The organism is Parazoarcus communis SWub3 = DSM 12120 (genome assembly GCF_003226565.1).
Taxonomy (GTDB): domain Bacteria; phylum Pseudomonadota; class Gammaproteobacteria; order Burkholderiales; family Rhodocyclaceae; genus Parazoarcus; species Parazoarcus communis.
In genome coordinates, this window is sequence record NZ_QKOE01000014.1 from 64209 (window position 1) to 85239 (window position 21031).

At 64.0% G+C, this 21031-nt stretch carries 17 protein-coding genes; 9 read left to right on the forward strand and 8 right to left on the reverse strand.

The window, feature by feature from the left end:
* Nucleotides 1-54: 54 nt before the first annotated feature.
* Nucleotides 55-2466, reverse strand: a complete 2412-nt coding sequence (locus DNK49_RS16865; protein ID WP_110527105.1) for a DNA internalization-related competence protein ComEC/Rec2 — start codon at nt 2464-2466, stop codon at nt 55-57.
* Nucleotides 2467-2542: 76 nt separating this feature from the next.
* Here DNK49_RS16865 and DNK49_RS16870 point away from each other — a divergent pair, with 76 nt between their 5' ends.
* Complete coding sequence (locus DNK49_RS16870) at nt 2543-3106, forward strand: DUF2062 domain-containing protein (RefSeq protein ID WP_110527108.1); 564 nt, start codon at nt 2543-2545, stop codon at nt 3104-3106.
* Here DNK49_RS16870 and lolD read toward each other — a convergent pair.
* The 5 genes from lolD to DNK49_RS16895 all read right to left on the reverse strand — a co-directional run bounded on the left by lolD (nt 3094) and on the right by DNK49_RS16895 (nt 10904).
* A complete protein-coding gene (gene lolD / locus DNK49_RS16875) occupies nt 3094-3789 on the reverse strand; it encodes a lipoprotein-releasing ABC transporter ATP-binding protein LolD (RefSeq protein WP_110527111.1) in 696 nt (231 codons plus the stop codon). The genes DNK49_RS16870 and lolD overlap by 13 nt on opposite strands.
* Nucleotides 3782-5038 (reverse strand): lipoprotein-releasing ABC transporter permease subunit, encoded by a 1257-nt coding sequence (locus DNK49_RS16880; protein WP_110527113.1) that lies wholly within the window; start codon nt 5036-5038, stop codon nt 3782-3784. The genes lolD and DNK49_RS16880 overlap by 8 nt, the downstream gene beginning before the upstream one ends.
* A 90-nt stretch (nt 5039-5128) precedes the next feature.
* Nucleotides 5129-7264 (reverse strand): YgiQ family radical SAM protein, encoded by a 2136-nt coding sequence (locus DNK49_RS16885; protein ID WP_110527241.1) that lies wholly within the window; start codon nt 7262-7264, stop codon nt 5129-5131.
* 158 nt (nt 7265-7422) lie between these two features.
* Nucleotides 7423-9939: a putative bifunctional diguanylate cyclase/phosphodiesterase gene (locus tag DNK49_RS16890; protein WP_207807019.1), complete on the reverse strand. Its 2517-nt coding sequence runs from the start codon at nt 9937-9939 to the stop codon at nt 7423-7425.
* Nucleotides 9936-10904 carry an ABC transporter substrate-binding protein gene (locus DNK49_RS16895; RefSeq protein ID WP_110527116.1) on the reverse strand — a complete coding sequence of 323 codons (969 nt, stop codon included), beginning with the start codon at nt 10902-10904 and terminating at the stop codon, nt 9936-9938. The genes DNK49_RS16890 and DNK49_RS16895 overlap by 4 nt, the downstream gene beginning before the upstream one ends.
* 185 nt (nt 10905-11089) lie before the next feature.
* Here DNK49_RS16895 and DNK49_RS16900 point away from each other — a divergent pair, with 185 nt between their 5' ends.
* The 4 genes from DNK49_RS16900 (at nt 11090) to DNK49_RS16915 (ending at nt 15988) form a co-directional block, all read left to right on the forward strand.
* Nucleotides 11090-12139 carry a hypothetical protein gene (locus tag DNK49_RS16900; RefSeq protein ID WP_110527119.1) on the forward strand — a complete coding sequence of 350 codons (1050 nt, stop codon included), beginning with the start codon at nt 11090-11092 and terminating at the stop codon, nt 12137-12139.
* A complete protein-coding gene (gene recJ / locus DNK49_RS16905; protein ID WP_110527122.1) occupies nt 12136-13827 on the forward strand; it encodes a single-stranded-DNA-specific exonuclease RecJ in 1692 nt (563 codons plus the stop codon). The genes DNK49_RS16900 and recJ overlap by 4 nt, the downstream gene beginning before the upstream one ends.
* A gap of 92 nt (nt 13828-13919) precedes the next feature.
* A complete protein-coding gene (locus DNK49_RS16910; RefSeq protein WP_243632415.1) occupies nt 13920-15362 on the forward strand; it encodes a HAMP domain-containing sensor histidine kinase in 1443 nt (480 codons plus the stop codon).
* On the forward strand, nt 15359-15988 hold the full coding sequence (locus DNK49_RS16915) for a response regulator (RefSeq protein WP_110527125.1): 630 nt from the start codon (nt 15359-15361) through the stop codon (nt 15986-15988). Before DNK49_RS16910 ends, DNK49_RS16915 begins: the two co-directional genes overlap by 4 nt.
* A 34-nt stretch (nt 15989-16022) precedes the next feature.
* On the opposite strand, the gene DNK49_RS16920 is transcribed toward DNK49_RS16915, so the two are convergent.
* A complete protein-coding gene (locus DNK49_RS16920; protein WP_110527128.1) occupies nt 16023-16511 on the reverse strand; it encodes a tetratricopeptide repeat protein in 489 nt (162 codons plus the stop codon).
* Nucleotides 16508-17359, reverse strand: coding sequence for a tetratricopeptide repeat protein (locus DNK49_RS16925; RefSeq protein WP_110527131.1), 852 nt, complete (start codon nt 17357-17359; stop codon nt 16508-16510). Before DNK49_RS16925 ends, DNK49_RS16920 begins: the two co-directional genes overlap by 4 nt.
* Nucleotides 17360-17546: 187 nt before the next feature.
* Between DNK49_RS16925 and DNK49_RS16930 the strand changes: the two genes are divergently transcribed.
* The 4 genes from DNK49_RS16930 to DNK49_RS16945 all read left to right on the forward strand — a co-directional run bounded on the left by DNK49_RS16930 (nt 17547) and on the right by DNK49_RS16945 (nt 21028).
* The gene (locus DNK49_RS16930) at nt 17547-17975 is read left to right on the forward strand and encodes an HIT family protein (protein ID WP_110527134.1); all 429 of its coding nucleotides are present in this window, start codon (nt 17547-17549) and stop codon (nt 17973-17975) included.
* Between the two features lie 402 nt (nt 17976-18377).
* On the forward strand, nt 18378-19502 hold the full coding sequence (locus DNK49_RS16935) for an ABC transporter substrate-binding protein (protein WP_110527247.1): 1125 nt from the start codon (nt 18378-18380) through the stop codon (nt 19500-19502).
* A gap of 27 nt (nt 19503-19529) precedes the next feature.
* Entirely contained in the window at nt 19530-20237 is a 708-nt protein-coding gene (locus tag DNK49_RS16940; RefSeq protein ID WP_110527136.1) for an isochorismatase family protein, read from the forward strand.
* Nucleotides 20234-21028: an ABC transporter permease gene (locus tag DNK49_RS16945; protein ID WP_110527139.1), complete on the forward strand. Its 795-nt coding sequence runs from the start codon at nt 20234-20236 to the stop codon at nt 21026-21028. Before DNK49_RS16940 ends, DNK49_RS16945 begins: the two co-directional genes overlap by 4 nt.
* The last annotated feature ends 3 nt before the right edge of the window (nt 21029-21031 follow it).

Genomic DNA, 21031 nt, shown 5'->3' on the forward strand with positions numbered 1-21031 from the left:
CTAACCTATTACAAAATACATAATCCGTCGAGTCCGCGACGCATATTGACCGAATTATTTTCCGTGCCAGTAGCGAGGGCGCCGCACTCGTTCTGCATCGACATGCAAACCCTCCTCTGCGAAGCGCAACAAGACAGAGCCCTGACTGTCCGTGCGCCAGTTTCGGGCACCCGCCTCGGCCCAGCGCGCCCACACCTGCGGGTGGGGATGGCCAAAGGGATTGAGATGACCCACGGAGAACACCGCAGCCTCCGGCAACACCGCATCGACAAAACTGGCAGTCGACGACGACCGGCTGCCGTGATGGGCCACGACGATCGCCGAGCTTGCCAGCCCCGGCGCATCCCTTGCCAGCAATGCCCGTTCGCCAGCGCTCTCGATGTCACCGACCAGCAACAGCACACCCTCTCCCGGCAGCAAGGCCGCCAAATGCGTCTCGTGATCGGCCCCTTGCAGCGGCCCGGTCCGGCTGACACGCAGGACACAGGACTGGTCATTATTGCGCCTTGCCACCACCCCGCCCGCATTCGGCGAAAGGATCTCGAAACGGACACCGTCCCACTCCCAATGCACTTCATCGGTGCAAAGGCGGACTGGCAGTTCAGCCGCCAGCCCCTCAGCTACCCGCATGCCGGCGGTCATCTCCCCCGCCAGCACCTCGCCAACCGGTATTGACCTCAGCACGCTGGCCGCGCCGCCGATGTGGTCGGCGTCATCATGCGACAACAACAGCCGGTCCAGCCAGCGAACACCGATGGCGCTCAGATAGGGCAGAACACTGCGTTCTCCCGCGTCACTGCTTGCCCCGAAAGGCGGTCCGGCGTCGTAAAGCAGATCGTGCCCTGCAGTCTGCACATGAACGGCCAGCCCCTGGCCGACGTCGAGCACGGTAGCAACAAAGCTTCCAACTGGCGGACGGGGTGCTTTCCACCCCAGCAAGGCCAGCACTACAACGAGCGCCGCCAACTTGCCAGGCGCCGGCCGCGGCAACAGCAACACACCAACGGCGATGCAGCCAGCCAGCGTCAGCCCAAGCGGCGGCCTGGCCTGCTGCCACAAGGCGAGCGACGAAGCCGCCAGTATCTCGAACCAGTTCATCATCAACGCGGTCAGGCCATGTGCGATCCACAGCAAACCGCTCTCCGGCCAAGGCATTCCAAGCAGCACAAGCGGCGCAATCAGAAAGCTCACCAGCGGAATCCCCACCGCGTTGGCCAAAGGCCCGACCAGGGAGAAGGACTGAAACAGCACAAGCAGGATCGGGATGGTTGCCAACGTGATCGCGAGTTGAATCCGGATCGCCGACTTCCAGCCCGCCTCGGCCCGCACCCGGCCCGCCATGACGTAGAGAATCACCCCGACGGCGCCAAACGACAGCCAGAACCCGGCTGACAACACAGCCCATGGATCCACCAGCAGAACCACCAGCAAGGCCAGCGCCCAGCTCCTGAAGCCACCCGTCTGACGCCCCAGGAACAGCGCCACCGCGGCGACAAGCAGCATGATCAGCGCACGCTGCACCGGCACGCCCATGCCAGCCAGCAAGGCATAGACGGTCGCCGCAATCGCCGCGCTCAGGATCGACGCCTTGCGTACCGGCAGTCTCAGCACCAGCCACGAAATCCGGCGCCAGATCACGGCACACAACCCTCCCACCATCAGCGCCAGCAGGGATACATGCAGACCAGAGATGGCCACAAGGTGACTGACACCCGTGCGACGGAAGGTGTCCCAATGCGCAGCGTCGATCGAGCGCTGATCGCCAACGGCCAGTGCAATCAACACACCAACGTGAGGCGCATCGGGCAACGCTGCCGCGAAGGCCTTGCGGATGCGGTCGCGCTGCCGATGCACCGCCTCCATGAGGCCGCCCGCATCGACATCGACACGCTCAGCCTCGTCGAGCGCACGCACCTGGCCGGTCGCGCGCAAATTGCGCTCCAGCAGCCAGACCTCATAGTCGAATCCACCCGGCACCGCTGCTCCGTGCGGGCGTTTGAGGCGTACGGTAAAGCGCCAGCGCTCACCCGGCGAAACCTGTGGCGGCGGATCCTCGCTGCGACGCGGCCGATACCACGACAACTGGATGCGCTGCGGCACTCCCGCTTCGGCCTGCTCCACGCGAAAGGCAAAGCGCACCCCGTCAGTTACCGCCTGGGGCAGATCCTCCACCACGCCGACGATACGGACGTCCCGCCCCTCCAGGGTGCCGTCCAGACGATCCGCAAGGCGAATCTCGGCACGCCAGGCCGCGTAGGCAAAGCCCGCCAGAAACGCGCAGCACAGCATGCCCATGGCCAGCGCCATCCTGACCGGCGGCCGGCGACGCCGGTAGCGTGCGGCCATTCCAGTCAGCACGCCTGCAACAAGGCAGACTGCGCCTCCATGGCCGAGTACGGGCGGTAACTCGGCCTGCTGCTGCAGCGCCCACACACCCAGGCCGAAGGCGAAGATCAGATATGCCATATGCACAACATCATGCATGGACGAGCACACCCGGAGCAAGCCTTGGCGGGGCATCGCTACGTTAGAATCGCCTCCCATGAAACGAAAACTGCGGCGCTATCTTCCCCGACACGATGCGGTGCGTGACAACCGCTGGTTGCGCCCATTCGCCAGCACGCTGCTGCACCCGCGGCTGTGGTACCTGAACCGGCGCTCGGCTGCAGGGGCCATCGCCGTGGGGCTGTTCTGCGGTCTGGTACCCGGGCCATTGCAGATGTTGAGCGCAGCCATCGCTTGCGTGCTGTTCCGGGTCAACCTGCCACTGGCCCTGATCGCAACCCTCTACACCAACCCCTTCACCATCGTCCCACTCTATGTTCTGGCCTACGGCATCGGTAGCTGGGCAATCAATGGTGGCGGTCACGCTTTCGCCGCACCACCCGAAATGGTGGGCATGGACATTGCCGGCTGGTCCCTGGCGCTGGCCGACTGGATGGCCGGGCTGGGCAAGCCGCTGGCACTGGGTCTGGTACTGCTGGCCAGTGGTCTGGCCTTGACCGGCTATCTGCTGGTGCGCATCAGCTGGCGCGCCTGGCTGGTGCGGCACTGGCACCGCCGCCTGGCACGCAATGCCGCGCGCAGGGGCAATCAGCCGCCTTGAACCAGCATGCCGTCCTCCAGCCGCAACATGCGCTGGGCGCGACGTGCCATCGACTCGTCATGGGTGACAATCACGAAGCTGGTGGACAAGCGCTCATTGAGCGACAGCATCAGGTCGAACACCCCGTCTGCGGTGCGCCGGTCCAGATTGCCAGTTGGCTCGTCGGCCAGCACGCACGCGGGCTCGCTCACCAGAGCCCGGGCAATGGCCGCACGCTGACGTTCGCCGCCGGACAACTCTCCCGGTGCGTGATCCAGCCGATGCGCCAGCCCCACCTCGCCCAGCATCGCCGCCGCGCGCTCGTCCGCCTCGGCCTTGGCCATGCGCCGGATGTATAGCGGCATGGCGACATTCTCGAGCGCGGAAAACTCTGGCAGCAGATGGTGAAACTGGTACACGAAACCCAGCGCGCGATTACGCAGTTCGCCCCGGGTGCGGTCACTCAGCGTGGAAAAATCCTGCCCCATCAGACTGACCGTGCCGGCACTCGGCACATCCAGGCCACCCAGCAGATGCAGCAAGGTACTCTTGCCGGAACCCGATGCACCGACGATCGCCAGTCGCTCGCCGCGCGCAACCGACAGGCTGACGCCGCCCAGCACCTTTACCGCATCCAGCCCCTCGCGGAACTGCTTTTCCAGACCCTCGCACGCCAGCACCGGGACTTCGTTCGCCTTATTCATAACGCAGCGCCTCCGCCGGATTGACCTTGGATGCCCGCCAGCTGGGGTACAAGGCGGCCACCAGCGTCAGCACGAAAGACACGCTCAGGATGGTCACCACGTCGCTCGCCAGTACCTTGGACGGCAGTTCGTTGATGTAGTAGATCTCCTTGTTCCACAAGGTTGCGCCGGTCAGGGTCTCGAGCGCCGGGATCACTACGTCCAGGTTGTGTGCGATCGCCAGCCCGCCACCCAGCCCCGCCAGCAGTCCCACCAAGCCGATGATCGAACCCTGCAGCACGAAGATCGTCATGATCGACCCGGGACTGGCCCCCAATGTCCGCAGGATGGCGATGTCGGCGTATTTTTCCTGTACCGCCATCACCAGCGTGGACACGATGTTGAACGCCGCAACGCCGACGATCAGGAACAGGATCAGCGTCATCATGGTTTTTTCCAGTGCCACCGCGCGGAAGAAGTTCGCGTGGCTGCGCGTCCAGTCGCTGATGCCGAGACCCGGCTCCTCGATGTAACGGATCAGCTCCCGCGCGACCCGGGGTGCGGCAAACAGGTCATCGAGCTTGAGCCGGACACCACTGACCCCATCACCCATGCGATACAAGGCCTGGGCATCGGCAATGTGAATCAGCGCCAGACCGGAGTCGTATTCGTACATGCCGGCTTCGAAGATGCCGACCACTTCGAACTGCTTCACCCGTGGCAGCACGGCTGCCGGCGTCACCAGGCCCTGGGGCGCGATCAGCGTCACCTTGTCACCCATCCCTACACGCAAGGCCAGCGCCAGGTCCCGCCCAAGCACAATGCCGAAGCGGCCGGCCTGCAGCGCGTCAAAGCGGCCGGCCTTCATGTGCTGGGCGAAATCCGCCACGGTCTCTTCCAGCGCCGGAATCACCCCTCGCACCATGGTGCCGCGCACTGCCTCGTCGAACGACAGCATGCCCTGCTCCTGCACATAGGGCGCAGCCGCCTTGACCGAAGGATGGCGGCTGGCTTGCTCGGCTACTTGCTGCCACGAGCGCAGTTCGCTATCGAACGCCTGCACCTGCACGTGCGAAGCGACGCCAAGAATGCGGGTGCGCAACTCCTCCTGAAACCCGTTCATCACCGACAGCACCACGATCAATGCCGCGACACCGAGCGCGATGCCCAGCATGGAGACAAGCGAAATAAAGGAGATGAAGCGGTTACGCCCCTGCGCACGCTTGCGCGAGCGGGTGTAACGCAGCCCCACGAGAAATTCATAACGCATCTGATCAGTTACCGAATGGGCACACGGGGCGCCATGATAAATGCGGCAGCCTTGACTGCCGCAGAGAAAAGCCGGTGCGAATCAACGGAATCAACGTTTTGGGGAGCGGGCGCCACGCGGCCCGGCAGGCTTCGCCAGGTGGTCGCGCGCAGGTGCGGATCCGCGTCGGGCGGGCGCGGACCGGCCATTGGGCGCCGCCTGCTCGACACGACGGCGCGAGCCGGCATGAGCGGGCGTGGCTGCACTGGCCGGCTGATGTCGCGGCACCAGGCAGCCAGGCCCGTTGCCGATCAAGTCAGCCCGCCCCATCCGCATCAAGCCCTCGCGCAGGATCGGCCAGTTGTCCGGATCGTGCCAGCGCAGGAACGCCTTGTGCAGCTTGCGCAGCTTGCCGGTACGCACCGTTTCCACTGCCTCCGATTCAGCCGAGACTTTCTTCAGCGGATTCTTGCGAGTGTGGTACATCGTCGTCGCCAGCGCCATCGGCGTCGGCAGGAAGGTCTGCACCTGATCCAGACGGAAGTCGTTCTCTTTCAGCCAGAGGGCGAGGTTGAGCATGTCCTCGTCGGTGGTACCAGGATGTGCGGCAATGAAGTACGGCACCAGATGCTGCTTCTTGCCCGCCTCCTTCGAGTACTTCTCGAACAGCACGCGGAAAGCCTCGTAGGCCCCCATGCCTGGCTTCATCATCTTTGAAAGTGGCCCGTCCTCGCTGTGCTCGGGCGCGATCTTGAGCAGACCAGACACATGGTGGGTGACCAACTCCTTTACGTACTCCGGCGAGCGCACCGCAAGGTCGTAACGCAGGCCCGAGCCAATGGTGATGCGCTTGACCCCGGGAATCGCCCGCGCCTTGCGGTACAACTGGATCAGCGGACCGTGATCGGTGCCGAGGTTCTCGCAGATACCCGGGTAGACACAGGACAGCCGGCGACAGGAATGCTCGATCTCGGGATCCTTGCACGCCATCCGGTACATGTTGGCGGTCGGCCCGCCCAGATCGGAGATATGTCCCTTGAAATCCGGCGACTTGTCACGGATTTCCTCGATTTCCCGCAGGATGGACGCTTCCGAACGGCTCTGGATGATGCGCCCTTCGTGCTCGGTGATCGAACAGAAGGTACAGCCACCAAAACAGCCTCGCATGATGTTGATCGAAAACTTGATCATGTCCCAGGCAGGGATCCGCGCCCCGCCATAGGCGGGATGCGGCTGACGGGCATAGGGCAGTCCGTAGACAAAATCCATTTCCACGGTCTCGAGCGGAACCGGCGGCGGGTTCAGCCAGACATCCCGCGCGCCGGGGCCTTCGCCATGACGCTGCACCATGGCCCGCGCGTTGCCGGGGTTGGACTCCAGGTGAAACACCCTTGAAGCGTGCGCGTACAGCACTGCATCGTCCTTGACCTGCTCATAGGCCGGCAGGCGCACCACGGTATGTTCGCGCGCCGCGCGCCGGCTCGCCACCCGCTCGGCCAGCGGCATGATGCGAATTGGCTGGGCACCATCGGCAGCGGGCTTCGTCGCAGCCGCGACAGGCTCCATCGCATAGGGATCAGGATGGCTATCGATGCGACCGGGGCGGTCGATCGCGGTCGAGGCCACTTCCACCCAGCCTTCCGGGCGCCAGTCTGGCCTGACCATGAAGGCAGTGCCGCGAAGATCTCGGATCGCGTCGATTGCCTCACCCGCCGCCAGCCGCTGCGTCAAGGCCACCAGCGCACGCTCGGCGTTGCCGAACAACAGGATGTCGGCCTTGGAATCCGGCAGCACCGAACGCCGAACCTTGTCCGACCAGTAATCGTAGTGTGCGATGCGGCGCAACGACGCTTCGATCGAGCCAATCACCACATTGACACCCGGAAACGCCTCCCGGGCGCGCTGCGCATACACCGTGACGGCCCGGTCCGGCCGCTTGTCGGGCAAGGCGCCGGGTGTGTAGGCGTCGTCCGAACGGATCTTGCGATCCGAGGTGTAACGATTGACCATCGAATCCATGTTGCCGGCGGTGATGCCGAAATACAGCCGCGGCCGGCCCAGCGCACGGAAGGGATCGGCAGACTGCCAGTCCGGCTGGCTGATGATGCCGACGCGAAAGCCATGCGCCTCCAGCAGACGGCCAACCAGGGCCATGCCAAAGCTGGGGTGATCGATATAGGCATCGCCTGTGACAAGGACGACATCACAGGCGTCCCAGCCCAGTGCCTGCATTTCGGCACGGGACATCGGCAGGAAAGGCGCCGCACGTTTGGCGGCAACGACAGGCAATATGGAAACGGCGGCACTCATGATGGGCGCCATTGTATCGGTCCCGACCCGCCTGCCGCGCCCCGGCCTTGCACCTTTTTACCAAATCGCCCGTTGATCAGGCGCCAACAGGACCATCAGGCGCCGGCAACCTCACCCCGGGCAGCACGCAGACGTGCCTCGATCTGCTCCGCTGGCGCGGGTTTTCCGAAAAAGTAGCCCTGAAATACGTCGCAGCCGGCTTCAACGAGGTAGTCAATCTGGCCCTGGGTCTCGACCCCCTCTGCCAGCACACGAAGATCGAGCTCATGCGCCATGGCGACGATCGCGTCGATCAGAACGGCCGGCGACTTGCCTTCGCCTTCGACCGGGCCGACGCCGATATCCATGACGAAGGAGCGATCGATCTTAAGGGTTTCAAACGGCAGCCGCCGCAGGTAAGCCAGACTGGAATAACCGGTACCAAAATCATCCAGCGCAAAGCGGATGCCACGCTCGCGCAGCGCACGCATGGTCTCCACGGTGGCGTCCAGATCGTCCGCGACCACGGACTCGGTCAGTTCGAGTTCGATCGAAAGCGCATCCACACCGACCCGGGCCAGCACATCCTCCAGCCGGTGGATGAAATCGCCTTCGCGGAACTGACGGGGACTGACGTTGACACCCATGGTCAGCCCCTTGGCCAAACCCATCTCCTGCCAGCGCTTCAGGCAGCGCACCGCCTCTTCCAGCACCCAGTTGCCCAGCGGTACGATCAAGCCCGACGCCTCTGCCTCGGGGATGAAGAGCCCAGGCGGAATCAAGCCACGGACCGGATGCTGCCAGCGCACCAGTGCCTCCATACCCAGCATGCGTCCCTGCGCATCCACCTGAGGCTGATAGTGCAGCAGCAACTCTCCCCCCTGCTTCAGGCTGCGCGTCAGATCGTTGCGCAAGGCCAGACGCGCACCTGCCGCCTCCTGCAGTGCATGGGCAAAGAAGTGGACCCGGCTGTCGTTCGCCTCCTTGGCCCGGTTCATCGCGGTTTCCGCCTCGCGCAGTAACTCGGGCGGGTCGCGACTGTCGTTGGGAATCATCACCACACCCGCACCCGCCTTGAAATGCAGATCAGTCCCGCCAACTTCCACCGGCGCCATGATGCTCTCGATGAACCTCTCCGCCTCACGAGCCGCCTCGGCGGATGCCGCTTCCAGATCGCCGGCAAGATCGGCAAGCAGGATGGCAAAGGTATCACCATCGATGCGTGCGACCAGGTCCTTTTCGTGGCGCAGGATATTCAGGCGCCGCGCAATTGTCCGCAACACCTCATCGCCGGCGGCCATACCGAGGGAGTCATTGACCGACGAGAAACCATCCAGGTTGAAAGTGAGTACGGCAGCACGATGATTCAGACGATCTACCTCATCGAGCTCGGCCCGCACCCGCTCCAGAAACTGGCGCCGGTTGGGCAGACTGGTCAGCGCATCGAAATAGGCCAGACGACGTATCTCATCCTGCGCCTGAAGGCGTTCGCGAATGTCGCGTATGGCAACGATCCGGCGCAACACGTTGTCGGCACGACTCTGCTTGACCTTGATCTCGGCCGGAATCCTGACCCCTGACGGCGACACGAACTCGACTTCCCAGGCACCTTCCAGCCCTTCTTGTGCCCGACGGCGCACCAACTCACGCTGCTCCGGCGCCACAAGCTCGTAGATATCACGCCCGACCAGTCCCCCCGGATCGCTCTCATAAAGCGCTTCAGCCGCCCGATTGGCATCGACGATCACGCCATCCTGATGAATCAGGATGGCCTCGAACGAGGCATCCGACAGCTGCCTGAAGCGCGCCTCGCTATCCGCAAGCTCGTCGACCTTCCGTTTTAGCGACTCTGCCATCGCTGTCAGGGCATCGGCCAGCACCTTGAATTCACCGCCACCACGAAAACGCGGTATGCGCTGAAACGCCCCCTTACCGACCTGTGCCATGCCCTCGCACAAAGCCATGACAGGTCGATAGACATGCGTGCGCAGGATGATTCCCAACACCACCAGCGCCAACAGCGCAACCAATCCAAACAGCAGGGACTGCTGGCGGAAGTGTGCCACCGCCTCGGCAGCAATCGGTGCCAGGTCGTATTCAATCAGCAACACGCCCGTCCGGTAGCTGCGGATTTCGCCAGGCAGCAAACCCAGCGTCACCGGCGCCACGGCCATCAACCGCCTGACGCCATCAGACCCCTTGTCAAACCAGAGCAGCTCACTCGACTGCTGCCGGGCCACAGCCATCTCCCGCTCGGGAAAGCGATCGAGGACCTGCGCCACCGACCTGCCCCGCCACGCAAACTGCGTCGCGGCGATCACCTTGTCGGCATCGTCGACCAGTGCCGCATGATTGACCGCAGGATTCAAGCCCAGCTCACTGACAATGCTGTCCGTGCTGCCGCCCTCGCCGCGCCTGAGCGCATTTTCCAGCTGACGCTGGACGCCAAGGAGTTCAGGCCTGGATTGCGCCTCGACAAAACGTTCGAGTGCACGTTCGTGATTGCGGTACTCCACCACCATCAAGACAACGAACACGAGGCCAAATACCAGCGACAGAACCAGTGGCAACCACACCCTCAGGCTGCCGACCCAATACGAATGGTCACGGTTTCCAGCGTTGCCCGGGCTCATCGCGCACGCCCTTCGATGCGCACAAAGCGACCATCCAGCAAGCCCGAGACCTCAGGCGGGCGCACCAGCAGGCCACGCTCAAGCATGATGTCTGCAAGTCGCTCGACCGTTGCCCCCAAAGAAGCCGAGGCACCATCGAGCAAGGCCGCATTGGCCTCGACATCCGGGATGATCAGGCCATCCAGTGCAGCCTGGAATTCATCCTCCGTGAGTCCACTACGGGGTGTCATTGCTGCGATCGCGTGCTGTGGCGTCTCGCGCAGCCGCCTCATCGCCTCGATCTGTCCCTTCAGCAGACGACGTACGCGATCTTCACAGCACTCGAGAACGTCCCGCCGGACTGCGAGCACATCGACAATCTCACCCGGGATGCTCCGGCTGTCGAACAGGACGCGTGCATCTGCGCTACGTAACTGCTGGATGACAGGCTCGAAACTGACCACGGCGTCGACCTTGCGCTGCAGGAAGGCATCGACGTGCTCGTCAATCGGCATGGGGACGACATCGACGTCCCAGGCCTTCAGCCCCCCCGCCCGCAATGCCGCATCCAGCATGTAGGCGCCAAGCGCGGTCTGCTCCACGCCAATGCGTTTGCCGACGAGGTCGGATAGCTGGGTGATTTCCGGGCGTACCAGCAAGGCGTCCGCACCTGCCGAAACATCCATGGCCCATACGATGGAGAGCGGTACGCCGTCGTGCACCAGTTTGAGGACCTCATCCAGCGTCAACCCTGCTGCATCGAGCTTGCCGACCTTGAGCGCATCCATGACCTGCGTGGATGACGCAAGCTCTACCAGCCTGACCGGCGCCCCGTCATAAGCCCCCAGATCACGAGCGTAGAGCAAGGTTCCGTAGCCCGGCCAGTTGTTGACACCGACACGCAGGGGGGCTTCGTAGCCACCACCACAAGCTGCCAGCAGGCAGATCCCGACAATGCCGAGCAGCCATGAAGCAGGAACGCGCATGCATCGCCAGACGGAGTTCAAACCACACGCTCGACAGGGAATAGGGACTTCCGGATTGTAACAAGGCTTGTTCTCCCGACAAGCCCCAGAATGGGCATTGGCTGACGCCGATCAAGCCTCCACTGGAATCCGGAGGGGTGGTGGTGGCGTGCTAGACTCGCGACCGACTGAAGCAAGACGCCCCGATGCACATCCACCTGATCATTCCCGGCCTGCTGTGGCCAGCCGCCAGCCTTGTCGGCCCTGCTGCAGGACTTGCCCTGCCCGCCCTCGCCCACTTGCTCGGCAAAGGCCGGATGACGCATGTCGAGTTCGAGCCTTATCACACTCAACTGCTGCGCCTGTTCGGCGACGCCCAGGCGTCGACCGCCCTCGCCGACCTTCGCCGTCGGGGTGAGTCGTGCCTGCCACCCGCGGATGACGCTCACTACCTGTGCGCGGATCCGGTCAATCTGTCATTTGCCCGCGAACATCTGCTGCTGGGCGAGTTTCCCGATGACGACATCGAACCGGCAGAAGCACATGGTCTCGTTGTCGCCCTGAATGACACCTTTGGCGATCTCGGTCATTTCGAGCTTGCCAGCCCCACGCGCTGGTACCTGCGCCTGAATGAGCCTACTTCGGCCCGCCTCTACCCGCTGCACGATGTGGTCGGACGACCGATCAAGCACTTCCTGCCGGAGGGTGACGACGGCCGCCTGTGGCAGCGTATCTTGAACGAGTTGCAGATCGTGCTGCACAATCATCCGCTCAACCAGGCACGAGAAGCCAGCGGCAAGCGCCCCATCAACAGCTTGTGGCCATGGGGGGCAGGCACGCCCCCGCAACCGAGACCCTGCAGCTTTGCCGCGGTTCAGGCCGAAGGGCCGCTTGCCCTGGGCCTGGGCGTCACCGCGGGTCTACCGACCCGCACGCCCGACCTGGCAAGCGCATTGAACGCTAACACCCTGGTGGTGGTGGAGCGCCTGCTGCTGCCGGCGCGCCAACTCGATCTCGACCGCTGGCGCCAATCCCTGATCGAACTGGAACGGGACTGGTTTGCCCCACTGGCCAGCGCGCTTCGGCAAGGGAAACTTCGAACGCTGACCCTGACCGCCCCCGGCGACCGGTTCACCTTGCAACTGCACGCGGGCGCACGCGATCACTGGCACTTCTGGCGCAAACCACTGGAGCTCGATGCGCTGCTCAAATCGCTTGCCCCACCGCCTCACCTGCCCGACGCTGCCGCACCATGACCCGTATCCAGCCACGCCAGATTCCACAGCGCGCCCTCACTGCCCTGACCGATGGCGGTATCCATCCCCTGCTTGCACGCCTTTACGCCGCGCGCGGCATCCGCAGCAAGCACGAGCTCGACACCTCACTCAAGGCACTGCTGCCGCCAGATGCACTGACCGGTACACGTGAAGCCGCACAACTGCTGGCCGACGCCATCGAGGCAGGCGCCCGCATGGTCATCGTTGCCGACTATGACTGCGATGGCGCCACCGCCTGCGCTGTAGGCATCCGGGCCTTGCGCGCCTTCGGCGCCGACGTGCACTACCTGGTGCCGGACCGCATCACCCTGGGCTACGGCCTGACCCCGCCGATGGTCGAGATCGCCGCCCGCCTCGAACCCGATGTGCTGATTACCGTGGACAACGGCATTGCCAGTGTGGAAGGAATCGCTGCCGCCCGTGCTCACGGCATGGCAACAGTCATCACCGACCACCACCTGCCCGGAGATGTACTGCCCGAGGCCGATGTCATCGTCAATCCCAATCAGCCCGGTTGCGACTTCCCCAGCAAGGCCCTGGCCGGCGTCGGGGCGATGTTCTACACCATGCTGGCCCTGCGTGCCGAGTTGCGCGAACGCGGCGCCTTTGCCGAGCGCAAGGAGCCGAACCTGGCCGAGCTGCTCGACCTGGTCGCGCTTGGCACTGTCGCCGACGTGGTCAAGCTCGATCACAACAACCGCATCCTGGTCTCACAAGGCCTGCAGCGCATGCGCGCCGGCCGCATGCAGCCGGGCATCCGGGCGCTATTCGCCATTGCCGGGCGCGACCCGGCACGCGCCAGCGCCTTCGACATGGGCTTTGCCCTCGGCCCGCGGCTCAATGCCGCCGGCCGGCTGTCGGACATGAGCCTGGGTATCGAATGCCTGATTACCGACGACGCCGGCCGGGCGATGAACATCGCTCAGGAGCTCGACCGCCTCAACCGCGAGCGACGCTCGATCGAGGCCGACATGCAGGAAGCCGCCTTACTACGCCTGGAGGAGTTCGATGCGGGCAACAAGGCCAGCATCGCCCTGTTCGAACCCGACTGGCACCAAGGCGTCATCGGCATTGTGGCCGGCCGCATCAAGGAACGACTGCATCGCCCCACCATCGCCTTTGCGCGCGGCAACGAGGGCGAACTGAAGGGTTCCGGCCGCTCCATCCCCGGCCTGCATCTGCGTGATGCGCTGGATGTGGTCACCAAACGTGAACCCGACCTGATCGTCCGCTTCGGTGGTCACGCAATGGCGGCCGGCCTGACCATCCTCGAGCACCATCTCGACCGCTTCCGCATCGTGTTCGAGGACGTCGTCAGCAGTCTGCTCGAGCCTGCGGACCTGCAGCGACGGATCGACACAGACGGCGCGCTCGAGGGCGGCTACATGAGCCTGGAGGTTGCCCGCTTGCTCGATCAGGAAATCTGGGGTCAGGGCTTTCCCGCCCCGGTATTCGACGACGTCTTCCGTGTCGAGCGCCAGCGCCTGCTCAAGGACCGGCACCTCAAGCTCGAGTTGTCCCGCCAAGGGGTTCGCTACGACGCCATCCAGTTCAATCACGCCGGCGGCGCCCCGGGTGACATCCGTGCGGCCTACAAGCTGTCGGTCAATGAATACAACGGGGTCTCCAGCGTGCAGTTGATGCTGGAACACTTCGAACCCGCCTGACGCCCAGGCTGCCGGACAAAACGCCGGGCAATTTGCCCGGCACGTCATCCGGGACTTCCGCCGGCAGGGCACACGCGCCAAGATAGCGCACCATGCCAGCCGATACCGTCCTGCCGCCCACAAGCCCCACGCCTGCACACCCACCCTCCGCCGCCTCGACCGGCCCTGCCGGTGCGGCGCTGGATCTGCAGCGCAGCCTGCTGCAACGACTGCTGGCCTTCGCCTGCCTTCTGACGCTGCTGTTGCTGGCAGCGCACGGCTGGCAGATCCGGCAACAGGCGCTGACGGACACACCCGACACTGCAGCCGTCATCCAGCAATTGCTGAACCAGGATCAGCCCCGCCAGGCCGACGTGTTCAACCGCGAATCCATCCGGGTGGATCTTGCCGTGCTGGCCCCCCTCGCACGTCGGCTGGCGTTCTGTGTGCAAGTGGAAGACCTGTGGTCACGGCAGATTGGCGCTGCCTGCGTGCGCCCTTCCCCCCCTCGCCCGGGTGCAGGGATACTTGCCCACTGGCTGGAGGTCCTGAACACACCAGCCGACACCAGCGTCCGCCCCTTGCTGCGTGCGCCCGGCGTCGCGGTCGGCCATATTCATGTTCGGCCGGACTGGCATACCGAAGCCTCGCGCTGGCTGTCGTCGATGTATCTGGTGCTGGCCGGCTGGGCTGCATTGGCGATGCTGGCAACGATGATCGTGCGCCCCGTCCGCCGCGCCTTGCGTCCCGCCGACCAGATCCTTGCCGCCATCGGCCGGCTCGAGGGCGGCGACACCACGGTGCGCCTGCCCGCCTTCGAGCTCGATGAATTCCGCCGGATCGCAAACGAATTCAACAGCCTTGCTGCCCAACTGGCCACAACCCGAGCCGCCGAGCGCAGGCTTGCAACACATCTGCTCGATGTCCGCGAGGACGAGCGCCACTACCTGGCCCGCGAACTGCATGACGACATGGGGCAACACCTGACCTCGCTGCGTGCCGACGCCGCCTACCTCAGGCAGTCGCTGGCCGCGTCGACCGCTCACGTGCAGCTGACGTCCGTGCTGGACAGCCTGGGCGAAACCCTCGCCCGCATGCACGAGAGCATCCAGAACATCGTTCACCGTCTACGCCCGCCAAGGCTGGAGGCCTTCGGTCTGATCGCCGGACTGGAGCAACTGATTGCCGACTGCAAGCGCATGCACAGTGGCACGCCCAGCATTCAATTCCATCATCAGGGCCTGTTCGAGACGCTCGAACCGACGCTGACCATCCATCTGTACCGCATCGTTCAGGAAGGGCTGACCAATGCCCTTCGTCACGCCGATGCCAGCCAGATCGAGATCGATCTTCAATGCAATGGCGAGCGCTTGAGCCTGTCCATCCGCGATGACGGCAAAGGCGACACCGCTGCTCCCGCATCGGAGGGACATGGGCGACTGGGTATCCGCGAACGGGCTTCCGCACTGGGCGGTACGGTGGCGTGGATCAGCGCGCCGGGACGAGGCACGCAGTTACGGGTCGAACTCCCGGCAGGCACGCGGGGCGCCACATGATCCAGTTGCTGCTGATCGACGACCATGCCGTCGTCCGGCAAGGGTATCGCCGCTTGCTGGAACTGCAAGGCACGATGACGGTGATTGGTGAGGCAGGCACCGGCGAAGACGGCATGCGCCTGTGGCGCGAACGCCAGCCCGACCTCTGCATTGTGGACCTGGCGCTGCCCGACCTTGGCGGACTGGAAGTGATCGCGCGCATTCGCCAGCGCGACCACACCGCCCGCCTGCTGGCCTTCAGCATGCATCGCGATGCACTGTGGGCACTCCGTGCGCTGGAAGCCGGCGCCCTGGGTTATGTCACCAAAAGCAGTCCGCCAGAGGTATTGCTGCAGGCCGTCAGCACCGTGGCCGGACGGCGCACCTTCATCAGCCCCGACCTTGCGCAGGAAGTTCGCCAATTGCGCGGAGAGGGCGAACGCGGCCCTTCCGACCTGCTGACACCACGCGAGAGCGAGATCCTGCGCCTGCTGCTGGACGGCCGGTCGGTTGCGGACATTGCCACCACCCTGTCACTCAGTCCCAAGACCGTGCATAACACCCACTATCAGATCAAGGCCAAGCTCGGCGCCGCTAACGACTTCGAACTGGTCCGCCTCGCCCGCCGCGTCGGCTTTGGCAACTGACGGGCAGATCACGCGGATACCGATCCGACCGCGCTCAATCCGTCGCGCCCCAGCGCAGCAGGGCGTCTGCGGCCAATACATCGCCCTCGTCCGCGGCGCGCTGCAGCCAATGTCTTGCGCGTGCCGGGTCGGCATCCACACCTCGTCCCTGCGCCAATGCCATCCCCCAGTGATAGCGCGCCAGGGTCGCATAGCCACCCACCTCATCGCTCATAGCCCCGCGCTCCATCAGCCGCGCGGCACGGGCTTCGTCGCGGGCAACCCCTACGCCCGATTCCAGCATCTGTGCCAGCCAGATCATCGAATACACATCGTTCCAGCGCGCAATGCAGTCCTCGAAAATCCTGACTGCAGATACGTGGTCGCCAGTTTTCTCGGCGACGTAACCATACAGACATTTGATCCGACGTGGGCTGTCTACAAAGTGGCGGTAGCTGAGATCCCCCTCATCTTCCGCCAGTGCGACGGGCCCCTGCAGCAGCAACGACAAGGCAAGCAAGCCACGCAGGGCAACGGTTTTCATCGCCGCAGCTCCACAAAGTCCGGATCACGGAACAGGCTACCATCGATGCGTCGCCACGCTGCATGCGTGCCGGTTCGCAGAAACTCGCCTGCCGCGCTATCACCAAGGCTTGCAGCCGTCTGGAACAAGGCCAGCGCGCGGGGCCGATCCACCGGCACGCCAACACCAAAATACAAGGCAGTGGCGTACAGCGTCTTGGCACTGATGTGATACTCGGTATTGTCCGCCGAGGCCGCCCGCGCCAGAAAATGCGCCGCACGCTCCGCGCGCCGGGGCACGGCGGCACCAATCTCGTACAGCTGGGAAATGCGCACCAGACCACCTGCATGGTTCTGATGCGAACACAGGCTGAGCAGCTTCAGCGTGGTCTCATGATCGCCACATTTCTCCAGCTCGAGCAATGCGGACGAAAAATTGCCAGTGCTCAGCCCGCAATCGGTCGCGGCCTCGAGGCTGGGTTCCGGCACCTCGTCATGACGCGGATCGGGCCGCAGACCACGACAGTAGCGGTTACGCTGCACCTGCTCCAGCGCGACCCGCTCAACCCCCTCGACCCACCGCCGGAATCCTTCGGAATCCGCGGACTCCCCCGTCCCTGCCAGGCGTGAGCCTCCGTCCGCCTCATCCCAATCCACCGATACGCTCACTGGCATGGCATCATCCAGCACAATGGTCGCCTCAAAGCGCTCATGATCGACCGCCAGCACGGGCACCCCGCTACCCAGGACCGCAGTCCACACACGCTCCGGTCCGGCACTCAGCGTACGCTCCACCGTCGCCGCGCCAACCGCCTGCGTCAGCACGGACAGCAACGCACCCAGCACCCCTGCCACCTTGATTGCCTTCATCGCCACCTCCCTGAATCGATGCACCGATTCTAGAAAGCCGCACCGCGTCACGTCCCGGGCAAATCGCCCGCACAATACCCCCGGCCTCTGGCCCCGCTTCATGGTGTGGATAGGCCATGGCCGATATAATCGGGCGCCATGCAGGCACCGTCCTGCCCCCGTCCGCAACTCCCACACGGAAGATCACATGGCTTACGACAACAACAATGTATTCGCCCGCATCCTGCGCGGAGAACTGCCCTGCGTCCGCCTCTATGAAAATGCTGACACCCTGGCCTTCCTCGACATCATGCCGCAGTCCGTCGGTCACACCCTGGTGTTGCCCAAGGCGCCAGCCGAGTTCATCACCGACATGTCGGACGCTTCGCTTGCCGCCACCATCCTCAGCACCCGCAAGCTGGCGAACGCGGTCCAGCAGGCAACCGGTGCCGAAGGGCTGCTGATCTCGCAGTTCAACGGTGCAGTGGCCGGGCAGACGGTTCCTCACGTGCATTTTCACATCATCCCTCGCTACCCGGATGTTCCGCTGCGTGCCCATGGTCGCGACAAGGCCGACCCTGCCGAACTCGCTGCGCTGGCCGAAAAGATCATCGCCGCGCTCGCCAACCCAGTCTGAACCGGTTGACGCCAGACAGGGGTGTCAGCCACCGAACCCGGTCGACTGAGCCCCTGATTGGTGCAGATAGCCCGTTACGCACCATATCGGTTCGCGCAGGCACCCCGCTTGCGCGCTTTTCTGACTTGCACCCGCAGCACACGCCGCGTTGTGAGTGGAGGGGCAACTCACCGCGTTGCGAACACCGTTCCAGCACAAGGGACAAACGGGCCGGGAAGCGTTGGCCAAGCCCATGTATGCCCCGTGCAAGACCAGGCTCACTCCGTATCCGCATCGCGACGCCGATCTGATCCACTGGCACGAAGCATGCATGCATCGAGTGCCCCTTTTTTTATCTGAAGTCGTATACGATTTTTACTACTTCGATAGCGCCACCCACTCACATCCACTCCGGAGTACGCAATGAAGGATTCCGCCCGCCTGACCCCCGGTTCCAACCTGATCACCCGTCGCCAGGTCCTGAAAATGGCCGCAGCTGCAGGCGCTACGCTGGCCAGCGTCCCCTTCGCCCCGGCCTTTGCCCAAACCCGCAGCGTCAGCCTGGTGCTGCCTTGGGTGGTCAATGGCTCCAACTACTGGCCGATTGTCGGCAAGGCAAAGGGCTTCTTCAAATCGCGCGGTATCGACCTGTCCGTATCACGCGGCAATGGTTCGGTTGCCTCGGCGCAAGCAGTGGGTAACAAACAGTTCGACTTTGGTGTGGTGTTCTTTGGCGGCACCCTGGTCAACGCTGCCCGTGGCCTGCCGCTGCAGGCCATGGCCACGGTGGGCTACGACGCACTGATGGGCAACATCGTACTGGCCGATTCCCCGATCCAGGCCCCCAAGGATTTCGAGGGCAAGCGCGTCGGCATCGTCGCGACCTCGGCCGAAGCCCCCTACTGGCCGGCCTTCGCGGCCAAGACCGGCATCGATCTGAACACCGTTACCCGTCAGCAACTTGATGCCCGCATGATCGAGCGCGCGCTGATGGAAAAGCAGGTCGATGCGATCACGGCCATCGGCTCGTCTAGTCTGCCGGTGCTGTCTTCGCTCAATGTCGAGACGCGCTTCATCCCCTGGGCAAAGTCGGGCGTCGGCCTGTATGCCGCCCAGATCATTGCCTTGCGCGACACCATCAACGCTGACCCCGGCCTGTGTCAGGCGATGGTGGACGGCATTCTCGAATCGGTGCTGTACACCCTGAAGAACCCCGAAGAGTCACTCGAGATCCTGTACAAGGATCAGCCCGAAATTGCACTGGCCAAGGGCGGCAAGGACAACGCCAGAATCTCCCAGGGCCTGGCTCAGGCCACGATGCTGGCCGACGAGGCAGTGAACAACGGCCTTGGTTACAGCGACATTGGCAAGGTTGCCGACATGATCAAACTTGCCAGTCAGGCCGGCGCACTGCCCGCCGATGGCAAACTGCCGGTGGCGGAAGAGTTGGTCAGCAACCGGTTTGCCGGCAAGATCAAACTGGCGGCAGATGATCTGGCCCTGATCCGCGGTAACGTCGCCCCCTACCTGAAGATGATCGGCGCCTGACCAGACGCCCGCTGAACCACCACAAACATGACTGATACCCTCACCCTGCCAGCCGAACCCGAAGCACTCGACACCAGGCCGGAACAGACCGCGCTGGTGGTCATCGACATGCAGAACGACTACCTGTCGCCGGGCGGCTACCTCGACCGCCTCGGTTTCGACATCTCCGGCTCCCCGGCGGTGATCGAACGCGCGGCAGCGGTGCTGGGCGCGGCCAGACAAGCCGGTTTGATGGTGGTGCATGTTCAGAACGGCTGGAGCCCGGGGCTGGCCGAGGCCGGCCCCGCCAGCTCGCCGATGTGGCATAAATCCAATCCGCTCAAGTACATGCGCGCCCACCCTGAAGTACAGCTGCTGATCCGCGGAACTTGGGGCCATGCCATTGTCGAGCCGCTGGCGCCCCTGCCGGGCGAGCCCGTGATCGACAAGCCGCGTTACGGCGCCTTTGCCGGTACCCCTCTTGAGCTGATGCTGCGCGCACACGGCATCACCACCCTGATCTTCGTCGGGGTCAACACCAATGTCTGTGTCGAGACGGCCGTGCGCGACGCCTTTCACCGCGAATTCTTTGCCCTGATGGTGGCCGACGCCACCGCCCAGGCCGGACCACAGTACATTTTTGACGCCAGCGTGTTCAATATCCAGAAGTTCTTCGGCTGGACCTGTTCCACCGCCCAGGTGGTCGAGGCCCTCAACGGCCTTGCCCAGCGACGCAAGCCGGCGGAGGTCGAATGAAGCTCATCCACCGCCTCCTCGGCATCGAGGCGCAGGACATCGACGGCCTCAGCCGCCAGATCCTGATGCCGGTCGGCTTTGCGCTCGCTGTATTGCTGCTGTGGGAAGGCGTCACGCACGTCTTCTCGATCAAGGAGGTACTGCTGCCCGCACCATCGGCCATCTGGAGCCGCCTGCAGGAAAGCCTGCCGGTGCTGCTGCAACACGCCTGGCCCACCGCCTGGGAAAGTGTCGCAGGCTTCCTGATCGCCTCGGTACTTGGCATCGGGCTGGCCGCACTGCTCAGTGCCTCGCACACCATGCGCAGCATGCTCTATCCCAACGTCGTGTTGTTCCAGCTCATCCCCAAGATCGCACTCGCGCCGCTGTTCATCGTCTGGCTGGGAATCGGCTTCGAGTCGCGGCTCGCTTTCTCGGTATTCATCAGTTTCTTTCCGATCGTGGTTGCCACGCTGGCCGGCCTCGACAACGTCGACAAGTCGCTGTTGCGCCTATGCCGTGCACTGACCGCATCGAACTGGCAGGTGTTTGCGTCGGTACGCCTGCCGCATGCCCTGCCCTATGTGTTCAGCGGCATGAAGATCGCCACCACCTTCGCCATCATCGGCGTCATTGTCGGCGAATTCATTACCTCGCAGGCCGGACTGGGCTATCTGATCCTGTTTGCCTCCTCGCAAGCCGATACCGCGCTGATCCTCGCCACCATCACTGTGTTGTGTGTGTTTGGTCTGGTCTTTTACGGACTGGTCGCCCTCGCCGAACGCTGGACCCGTACCCGTTTCGGTGCCTGACAA